This window comes from Nostoc sp. NMS4, from assembly GCF_017115095.1.
Lineage (GTDB): Bacteria > Cyanobacteriota > Cyanobacteriia > Cyanobacteriales > Nostocaceae > Nostoc.
In genome coordinates, this window is record NZ_JABXKI010000323.1 from 1 (window position 1) to 9,040 (window position 9,040).

The 9,040-nt window shown below is 39.3% G+C and carries 10 protein-coding genes; 4 read left to right on the forward strand and 6 right to left on the reverse strand.

Annotated elements, in window-relative coordinates; genetic code table 11:
- From HWQ37_RS29320 to HWQ37_RS29330, 3 genes are all read left to right on the forward strand, one after another.
- Positions 1–551, forward strand: a 551-nt coding sequence (locus HWQ37_RS29320; RefSeq protein WP_292753925.1) for a hypothetical protein, incomplete at its 5' end; no start/stop codon positions are given.
- A gap of 38 nt (positions 552–589) precedes the next feature.
- Positions 590–2,449, forward strand: a complete 1,860-nt coding sequence (locus HWQ37_RS29325) for a hypothetical protein (protein ID WP_292753926.1) — start codon at positions 590–592, stop codon at positions 2,447–2,449.
- A gap of 10 nt (positions 2,450–2,459) precedes the next feature.
- Positions 2,460–3,833 carry a DUF1802 family protein gene (locus tag HWQ37_RS29330; protein ID WP_292753927.1) on the forward strand — a complete coding sequence of 458 codons (1,374 nt, stop codon included), beginning with the start codon at positions 2,460–2,462 and terminating at the stop codon, positions 3,831–3,833.
- Here the strand turns inward: HWQ37_RS29330 and HWQ37_RS29335 are convergent.
- From HWQ37_RS29335 to HWQ37_RS29345, 3 genes are all read right to left on the reverse strand, one after another.
- On the reverse strand, positions 3,826–4,062 hold the full coding sequence (locus HWQ37_RS29335) for a ribbon-helix-helix domain-containing protein (RefSeq protein WP_292753932.1): 237 nt from the start codon (positions 4,060–4,062) through the stop codon (positions 3,826–3,828). The genes HWQ37_RS29330 and HWQ37_RS29335 overlap by 8 nt on opposite strands.
- Before the next feature lie 135 nt (positions 4,063–4,197).
- Complete coding sequence (locus tag HWQ37_RS29340) at positions 4,198–4,560, reverse strand: aspartyl protease (RefSeq protein ID WP_292753928.1); 363 nt, start codon at positions 4,558–4,560, stop codon at positions 4,198–4,200.
- Complete coding sequence (locus tag HWQ37_RS29345) at positions 4,557–4,874, reverse strand: hypothetical protein (protein ID WP_292753929.1); 318 nt, start codon at positions 4,872–4,874, stop codon at positions 4,557–4,559. The genes HWQ37_RS29340 and HWQ37_RS29345 overlap by 4 nt, the downstream gene beginning before the upstream one ends.
- Positions 4,875–5,395: 521 nt before the next feature.
- Here HWQ37_RS29345 and HWQ37_RS29350 point away from each other — a divergent pair.
- Positions 5,396–6,082 carry a Nif11-like leader peptide family natural product precursor gene (locus HWQ37_RS29350; protein WP_292753930.1) on the forward strand — a complete coding sequence of 229 codons (687 nt, stop codon included), beginning with the start codon at positions 5,396–5,398 and terminating at the stop codon, positions 6,080–6,082.
- A 374-nt stretch (positions 6,083–6,456) separates the two neighbouring features.
- Here the strand turns inward: HWQ37_RS29350 and HWQ37_RS29355 are convergent, their stop codons facing one another.
- The 3 genes from HWQ37_RS29355 to HWQ37_RS29365 all read right to left on the reverse strand — a co-directional run bounded on the left by HWQ37_RS29355 (position 6,457) and on the right by HWQ37_RS29365 (position 8,874).
- Positions 6,457–8,043, reverse strand: coding sequence for a glucose-6-phosphate isomerase (locus tag HWQ37_RS29355; protein WP_292753931.1), 1,587 nt, complete (start codon positions 8,041–8,043; stop codon positions 6,457–6,459).
- 112 nt (positions 8,044–8,155) lie between these two features.
- Positions 8,156–8,413 (reverse strand): cytotoxic translational repressor of toxin-antitoxin stability system, encoded by a 258-nt coding sequence (locus tag HWQ37_RS29360; RefSeq protein ID WP_099102182.1) that lies wholly within the window; start codon positions 8,411–8,413, stop codon positions 8,156–8,158.
- 263 nt (positions 8,414–8,676) lie between these two features.
- Entirely contained in the window at positions 8,677–8,874 is a 198-nt protein-coding gene (locus HWQ37_RS29365; protein ID WP_099102181.1) for a hypothetical protein, read from the reverse strand.
- Between the last annotated feature and the right edge of the window lie 166 nt (positions 8,875–9,040).

The following is a 9,040-nucleotide window of genomic DNA, read 5'->3' on the forward strand; positions in this document are numbered from 1 at the left end:
TAGCAGATTATCAGGGCATATTCGAGGAATTACAGAAGCAGGGTGCGATCGCAATCTCCAAAAAGGGATATTCTCTGACATCTGGCAAGGGTTTAGAGGTATTGGGTGAGGGTTTGAGAAGTGGCGATTTTAAGTTTGAAGGGACGATTGTTGGAACTTGGGCGGCGAATGCGTTGGTGAAGTGGATTAGTCAGATTGATGTTGCGGTAGTTGGTGCAGATGTACTGGTTAATGGGAAGAGTGCGATCGCGGAGCTTTCCAAAGGAATCGCTTCTTACGACGAGTTTAAATCTGTGGCGTTGGAAGTCTACGACAAGTTGAACTATGAGTACAACTTTAATAATCTGGTGCCAATTTATCGGATCAGGAGAGAAATAAGCGATCGGGTTAGTCGTACAGAGTTTAATGATTGGCTACTGGAAACGCAAGCCGACGACATTTTGCAACTGCAAGGCGGGAGTATAGAAGACAGCGCACCCGACAAAATTGAAGATTCGGTAGCTACAGAATTAGATGGATTACGCTGCTACGCGACACGTCTGAAACCTTAAACCTTATTTGACTCCTCACACATTAACTTCACAACACTATGACTGTTACCACATCTACCATTGATGATCTGATTAAAAATCAAAACCCTTTTGCAGGACATATTGTGGTCAGACCACCGCAAATATGGGGTAAAAGTTTTCCTGATGTTCCCTCAATTAATGCTCATGCTTCTAATGCAGTTTTTGATGCTGTTGATAAAGTCCGTAAAGGAAAACGTGAAACTGTAGGTATCACAATTACAGCAGAAAAAGGATTAGGTAAAAGCCATATTATTAGTCGGATTCGCCACCGATTACAGACAGAAGATGGTAGCTTATTTATCTACATGAGTAAGTATGATAACTTGAATCAAATTAAGTCTCTATTTCTGCAAAGTGTCGCCTCTAGTCTCAGAGCTTTTGGTAGTCAAAAAGTAATGCAATGGCAGGAAATTGCAGCAGCTTTAATTAACGAAGCAAAACAGTGGGAATATACGCCAGAACAGTATATTAATATGTATCCAGGTTGGTTAAGCAAACACTCAACTAAGGCGATAGTTAGTTTGACAGAAAGTGTTCTTAAAGTCAAGCCTGAAATAATCAACCCTTACATAGTTAAAGCAATTTTGTGGACACTTTCTCCAGTCCATATTAATTATGCAAGCTATTGGTTATCTGGTTTGGAATTAGCACAATCACAAGCTGAAGCAATGGGGTTGCCAAACCCTAAGAGCGAGGATAGAGAAGCTGAAGCATTAAGCAATGTTCGTCAAATTCTAGATATCACTAGCTATTATCGAGTTCCTGTAATTTGTTTTGACGAATTAGATATTGCAGATGCTGCTGATAATGGATTTTTAGCAGCACAAGTTATTGCAAACTTAGTTAAGGATTTATATAACAGTCTTAAACAAGGTGTTTTACTGTTAGCAATGTATCCTCGTACCTGGGAAGACCAAATCAAGGCTTTACCAGAAGCTGAAGCAGTTATAGATAGATTAGTCAGCGATCAAGCTGACAGACAGCCTATAAAATTAAGCTTTCTCAATTCTGATGATATCGTTGCTCTAGTGAGTCAATGGTTACAAGATTTTTATGAGGAACATCAACAAACCCCACCTCATCCTCTCTACCCATTTGATGAAACTAAACTTAGAGAACTTGGTAAGAGTAGACCTACAGTTAGGTCAGTTTTGAAATGGTGTGCAGAGAATTTTGTACCTAATGAGCCTATTATTGATGATCTCCATGCAGTTAAACCGTATTTCGATAATGAATTAGTGCAAGTTGAGGCTTCTATTGATTTTTTAATGGAAGATCAAAAAAATATTGGTGATGCTCTTTGGTTAGCTTTCAATAGTTTAATAGGTGAAACTGTAGAGGGAGTAACAATCGAATCAATTGAAGAAGTAGAGCCTAGTGCAGCAAATAATGGCTTCATGGATTTCAAAATTATCGGCAATAAGAGAAAAGTGAGGATTGGAGTAGATGTAGTTCAGCAAGACTACACGGTTATAGGTGCTGCTTTAGGACGACTAATTGATTACAGAAAATTTGACCTAACTCGTGGTTGCTTGGTGCGTTCAAAGATAATTAGTCCAAAAGCAGTATTAGCTAGAAAGCATTTGAAAACACTTTTGCAACAAAAGGGTGGAGAATGGGTAAGCTTACAAAGCCAAGACATTAAACCTCTTTTAGCTGTCTGTTTTGTTTGGTATAACAGAGAGAGTTACGAACTGACAGAAGAACAGATATTTGATTTTATTCAAGAAAAGCAACTAGCAATAAATAATCCTTTGATTCGAGAAATTCTCAGCGATCCTTCTGGCCAAGAGCCTACTAATTTAACTGATGATGGATTACCTATTAGTATTCCTCAAAGTGTTGCTACTGCGGATTATATCGAACTAAATCTATAGCTAACTAGACATGAATCAGCAGTTTTCAATTCCAACAGCGCTGTGTCTATCCGTCCCTGATATTGAAGCCTTAATACAGGGGCGAACAATTGCAGCTTTACCCAAAATGTTTATTCGTCCTGGACAGAGATTTGCACTTTATCCTGCTGACTATTCAGTTTCAATTAAAGCTTGGGCTAAATGTGAACTTTGCCAAATTTTAGACGAGACTAAGCCATTAGAGATTTTGTCTAAATTAACAATATGGACACCAAAAGTATTAAAGGAGATACTACAAAAACAACAGTATCTTTTCCTGGCTTACTTGCGCGTCTATCAGTTATCTCAGTTACAAGAAATATCAGTCAATCCTAATATTCAGGAAAAGCTAGGAAAATTTGTTAGTTTACCTAATTCTCTTACGGTTTCTGAAGCCAACCCAGTAATAAACGATCGCACCTTCGCCCAACGCAAACGCCAATTAGAAAAGCTAGAACCCGCGCTACATCGTGAATTGGAAGAATTGCAGAGTGCGATCGCATCTCTAACTATTAGCCAACCAGCAGCGAAACAATTAGACGACGATATCAAAGTATTCTTAGGTTGGAGTAGTAATCAACCAACAAATCCATTAGATTTAGACTTACCTTGGATTCATAAAATTGCTGAAGTTGGGAACTCTAGCGACGGACATACATTTGAAAAATTGGTTCGTAGAGGATTACTAAAATTAGGCTTTACAGGTTCAGGTTTGAATCCAGATGCAACGGGTGGCGCAGGAGGCATGGATTTTTACGCTGAACAACCTTATCCAATAGTAGGAGAGTGCAAAGCAACTAAAACTGAGAAAGTTCCTGATGGTACACCTGCACAGTTACTAAAAATAGGTATGAACCATCTTGGTAAATCTCAGTATGACAACTCTATTAAATTAATTGTAGCCGCCGGAGAATTAAATTTTTACGCATCAAGAACAGCTACCGAAAATCAAATGAATGTTATTAGCCCTGAAACACTGCAAAAACTAGTTGAACTGCAAGCACACTACAAAAATTCTATCAATTTATTAGAACTAAAAGAGTGTTTGCAACAAGCTCCTTTTGGTTTAGCTGAAGATAAAATTAATACTTATATTGATAAAGTTGAACAATCTATAAGGTTGCGATCGCACATTATCCAGCTTGTCAAAAACTACTTAGGAAACTCAGGTATAGAATCTGCTGGTGTTGAATCTCTACATGGTGCTTATTTCGGCTCACATCCACCACAGCCATTAAAAACAGTAGAAATGCACGAAATTCTGATTGAACTTTCCTCACCCTTAACAGGCTATTTGGGACGAATAAAAGGTAGTGATTGGAATAGCGATCGCTTTTATTTTCTCCGTAATTTACCTATTAGTTAACTTGTAATTCTCTCGCTTTACGCAGTTTTTCTCGCAATTGTTCAACTACAACTCCTCCATCAATACCTTCCCCTCTATCCAGTTGCTCGATACCAACCTCCACTTTTTCACGTGTTTCTTCAACCCACTGCTGATAACCTTTTTCCCACTCTAATAGCAACTTCAGTGCTTTACTAATAACTTCTTCAGGATTTGCATATCTACCTGTAGCAATTTGGGCTTGGATAATTTACTCTAGTTCAGGTTTAATTTTGATATTCATGATTTACACTTCCAGTTTATTGACGGATTTAACCTTATTTTAACAACATTTAAAGTCAGATAATTTGAATAGCGTAGGCGTAGCCATCCGTAGGCATCGCAGTTATCCTAAAGTTAATAGACTAGCCTGATAATTCACTACCAACGGTAGAATTTTTAGCCATTCTGAACCTAACAAAACTTCTAGAATTTCGTCACCTGCATAAACAGGAATCTCATACTCCTGTTCATCCAATAAAACCTTACCTGAATATCTGTCAAATATAATTTCTCCCTGTGCAGTTCTCAGAGGTTCATTCCCCATATAAACCCAGTCAAGACTATCTAAATCTTGTTTATTAATTGCCATAAAGCCTGTGAAGCCAGTATCAAGCATGGCATCCACAGGCAGATTTAACCCATCAGATGTAATCAAATCAATTTGAAAAAATAGCTGTCCTTTACTACCAAATGCACCCTGAATCATATTCTGCCAGTTGCTCCAGTTTCATTTAGGCAAAAAACGCAGTGTACAGCATTTGGGTACTTCTCAAGGGCTTTTCTATGAGCTATTTCTATATCTTCATCAATGAAATAATCTCCACTATCTGGCTCCACTGCAATATACCAACCATAGTTTTTCTCGATATATTCTGGACGTACACGCTCAAATATTGCCCGACAAAGCTTATAAAATGCCTCTCGTTCAGCTTTACGTCTAGCAAGTTCTTCTGGTGGTAAAGTGCGTTCTGGAAAGATTCTGCCTCGACGTGCAGGTTGTTTTGCTGTTGATTCAGTCATAGTAATTAGCCCTATTTATTAATGCTGTCTTAACTTTATTTTACAGAAAGATAAAGGCGATGCCTACGCTTTTACTATCTAAATATTTTCACCATATAACACTATATAAATAGTCGTAAAACATACCTTGGTTTCTTCTCTATGCGTTATATAAAAGACGCTATACGTAGATTTACTCTACGTATAAGTACGCAGCTATTTTCAAAACAACTAAAGTGCAGATTGTTTTACAATTAATTCATATATAAATAATTAATACTATCTATTGACTTAATTTTGTTTTATGTTGTACATCATAAACCTACTTATATTCCACCCCAGGTATCCCAATCCTTTATATTTCTCTCAGTAAATGTTTTTTTATAGTGATAGACTTTATAGAAAATTTATACTTAGCCACTGTGTAACTTCATTTACACAATATAAAGACTTGGTACTGTCGAATAAAAACATTATACTAACTACACTGGTGTTCATTAATGAAAAACTTCTGCAAGTTTAAAAATTAGGCAAGATGGCCCATGTATTATCAAATTTGGAATTTCTTTCTTAAAGAAGATAAATACATTTATTGGAAAGAAAAAATAAAAGTTAACAAAAAAAACTTTGACAAAACTACATGGCAAAAGATTATTGATTTTTTGTCATTAGTAGAGCAAACTTTCCAGTTGAAAAGTCAACTAGCAGAAACAGATAGCCTTGAGCCATTTCTCAAGTTAGCAACAGAAAATGGTTATAATTTAACCGCAGAAGAACTCGCCTGGTTTCTAATTACGAGAAGACAGATTTGGGATCTTTTTGATTTTGCACAAAAAACGCCATCTCTCAAAGAAGAATTGTTAATAGCTAAAGATCCGCAGCAGTTCATCGATATCGCTGCCGAAAATGGCTATTACTTTTCTATAGATGAGTTAGCTTGGTTATTAATTGAAATCAAATCATCGTCAGATTTAGTATCTATTAACAACAGCGTTGGAGAGATTCTTACGGTATCAAGCTACGGCAAAATTGAAATAGGATACTGGATTTGGTTAGCAGAACACTGGGGAATTGTGCCACCATTTTGTCATCGGGAGCAGCCCAGTACTTTTTTGTCTGAAAATAACAACAATCCTTTTTTACTCGATCGCTGTTTCTTACCCAAGAGTTACTTTAGTCAACGCCTAATGGTAACTAGTAATTCCTTAGAACTAGCCCTCTCAAGGTGACTCGTAAAATCTCTTTTTTTCACTGTGTTATCTGTACCTCTGCGATTAAATAAATTACTTTTAAACAGCAGAGGCACAGATATAGGACTAGTATTTGATTTTTGAAATGCACATAGTAGACTGTCTACGCAAAATAGTGCATTAGACGTAGCAACCCAACATATATCAGGATGTTGGGTTACGCAAAGCCTCCACCCAACCTACAATTTTTTTGCAACTGAGCGCAGCCTCTCGTAGAGAAGTATTACGAGTTACGAATTATACAGTGAAGCATCCTAGACAGAAGATATATCTTCTATTTAGGATGCTTCACAATAAAAAATTGTTGCTGATACAACAATTATGGACAAAATGTGATATTTAGACTAGAGCTATCAGCTAGCAGAAACCGTCAAACTACCAGGTTTCTGAAGATCGCCTTGTAAAACTACACCTCGCTGATTGGCGTGGATATGACGCAAAATCTTGTAAATTGCCTCAACTTGCTCTGATGCACCTACCTTTTCGGCAAGTTCTTCAAGAGAAAGGGGAGTTTTTTCTTTTTGTAACACTGCTACCACTCGTGTTTGCAAATCGAGAATGGAAGCGGCAGCTTTTTTGCCAGCTTCTACTCCTGGTTGATGGTAAGCGTTGATGTTGACCAAGCTAGCGTATAAACCAACAGCACGTTCATACAAAGCAATTAATGCCCCTACAGTTCGGGGGTTAACTTGGGGAATCGTGACTGTAATCGAATCACGGTGATTTTCATAAAGCGCTTGTCGGGTTCCCTGGAGAAAACCGGAAAGATAATCGCCTGATGTAACTCCCGGATCTATTTCAGTGGATGGCCCTTGGCGATCTTCCAACACTTCGATGAAGGTAGCAAAGAAATTCGCTACACCCTCGCGTAACTGCTGGACATAAGCGTGTTGATCTGTTGAGCCTTTGTTGCCATAAACGGCGATACCTTGATGGACAACATTGCCGTCTAAGTCTTTTTCTTTGCCCAAGGATTCCATCACCAGCTGTTGCAAATAGCGACTGAATAAAAATAAGCTGTCCTTATAAGGTAGGACAACCATATCTTTTTCGCCCTTGCCGTTACCTGCAAAGTACCAAGACAAAGCGAGTAAGGCTGCTGGGTTATTTTTCACATCTGGGATGCGGGTAGCGTCATCCATCTCTTTTGCACCATCTAGGATGGCATGGACATCAATGCCCTGTAATGCGGCTGGTACTAGCCCCACAGCAGACATTTCTGAGGTGCGTCCTCCTACCCAGTCATACATCGGAAATCTGGCCAGCCAGCCTTCATCTTTGGCCAGCTTATCCAGGTTGCTATCAACGCTAGTAATAGCTACCGCATATTGAGCAAATTCCAAATTGTGTCCGGCGTAGGCTTTTTTAACTTCGATCATGCCGTTACGAGGTTCCGGCGTTCCTCCAGATTTGGAGATCACCAAAACCAAAGTGCTGGCGAGGCTATTTCGGAGATGATTGATAACGCGATCGATACCTGCGGGATCGTTGTTATCGATAAAGTGAAGTTTCAGGGGCGGGAAATCAGGAGCGAGAGCTTCTGCGACGAATTGGGGACCGAGAGCGGAACCACCAATGCCAATGGAGATAATATCCGTGAAGCGGCTTGCTCTGGGAGGATGAATAGCACCTGTTTGGACTTTTTCCGCAAAGGCTTCGATTTGTTCTAGAGTTTGGACTATTTCTTGTGTAAGTTCTGGCGCTGGCGCTAAATCAGGATTTCGCAGCCAGTAGTGTCCAACCATGCGGTTCTCATCGGGATTTGCGATCGCACCCTTCTCTAGTTGAGCCATATCCGCAAACGCCTTGTCAAACTTCGGCTGCAACGACTCCACAAAGGCATCATCGAACTGTATCCGACTCACGTCTAAGTACAGTCCCAATCCCTCGTGGAAATATAACCAGTTTTGGTATCGTTGCCAAAGGGCCCTAGCATCCATAGGGAAATCTCAAATAAAGTGTTTTTCAAAAACCAGTTTAATGTAAGGTTATAGCGATCCCTGCCTAGCCTTATACAGTTTACAGTTTTCAGTGTTCCCTTAACTCTTAACTTTAAACATCTGGCATAGGGATGACACGCAAAAATTTCACAATTTCACCTCTAATTTCTATACCAATCAGATAATTATCGAGGGTGAAGCGGTGAAAAATGCCTTCACTATCAAGCTGTCGCAGTTCTTTTAAATCAGTCAGTTGCCATTTTTGGGCTAACTCAATAAACACAAAATCATGCACCCGCTCGTAGGCGGCAGGTTCTAAATTCTTCAGGTCTAGCAAAAAAGACCTGGCATAGCGCATTTCCAGACTCACTGGGCGTTACCTTCACCAAAACTTGAGGGGCCAAAAGAGTGCTGAGTTGAAAGTGCTGAGTGCTGAGTCAAGAACCAGTACTAAGACTTACAATTCAGTATATGGATCTAAATTCTCTGACTTTAGTTCTAAATAATAAATAAATTTCTTCCTAATCCTAACTAATCCCTTAGTTTTAACTATGGGCTACTACTGGCACTCAGCATTCAGCACGGGCTAAACCCTAGCTATCCGCTAACAGCACTACTAAAAGCGCTGCTGAATCAGAAAAACATCAACAGTCTTACAGCTTCTTCATGGGTTAAGATATCCCACGGTTGCTGCGATCGCTTGACTTTTTGTATGGCTTTGAGCATATAAAAGTCATAATATAAACCTTCCAGAACGTTCCAAATATCTTGCAAATCGTCATCGCCTAACTGCTCGATTAAGTGATGCATTCTAAGTCGCAGCAAATTCATACGTCAATTATTCCCTACCACCAAACACCAACAATAAATAGTATTCCCATAAAATTAGCTACGCTCAAGCTACGCTAAAATTTATTCGCCCGCGAGGAGGGCAGGGAGAGGGGGGAGACAAGGGAGAAAGATTGCTACCTTGTCCCCCTTGTCCCCCTTGTCCCCT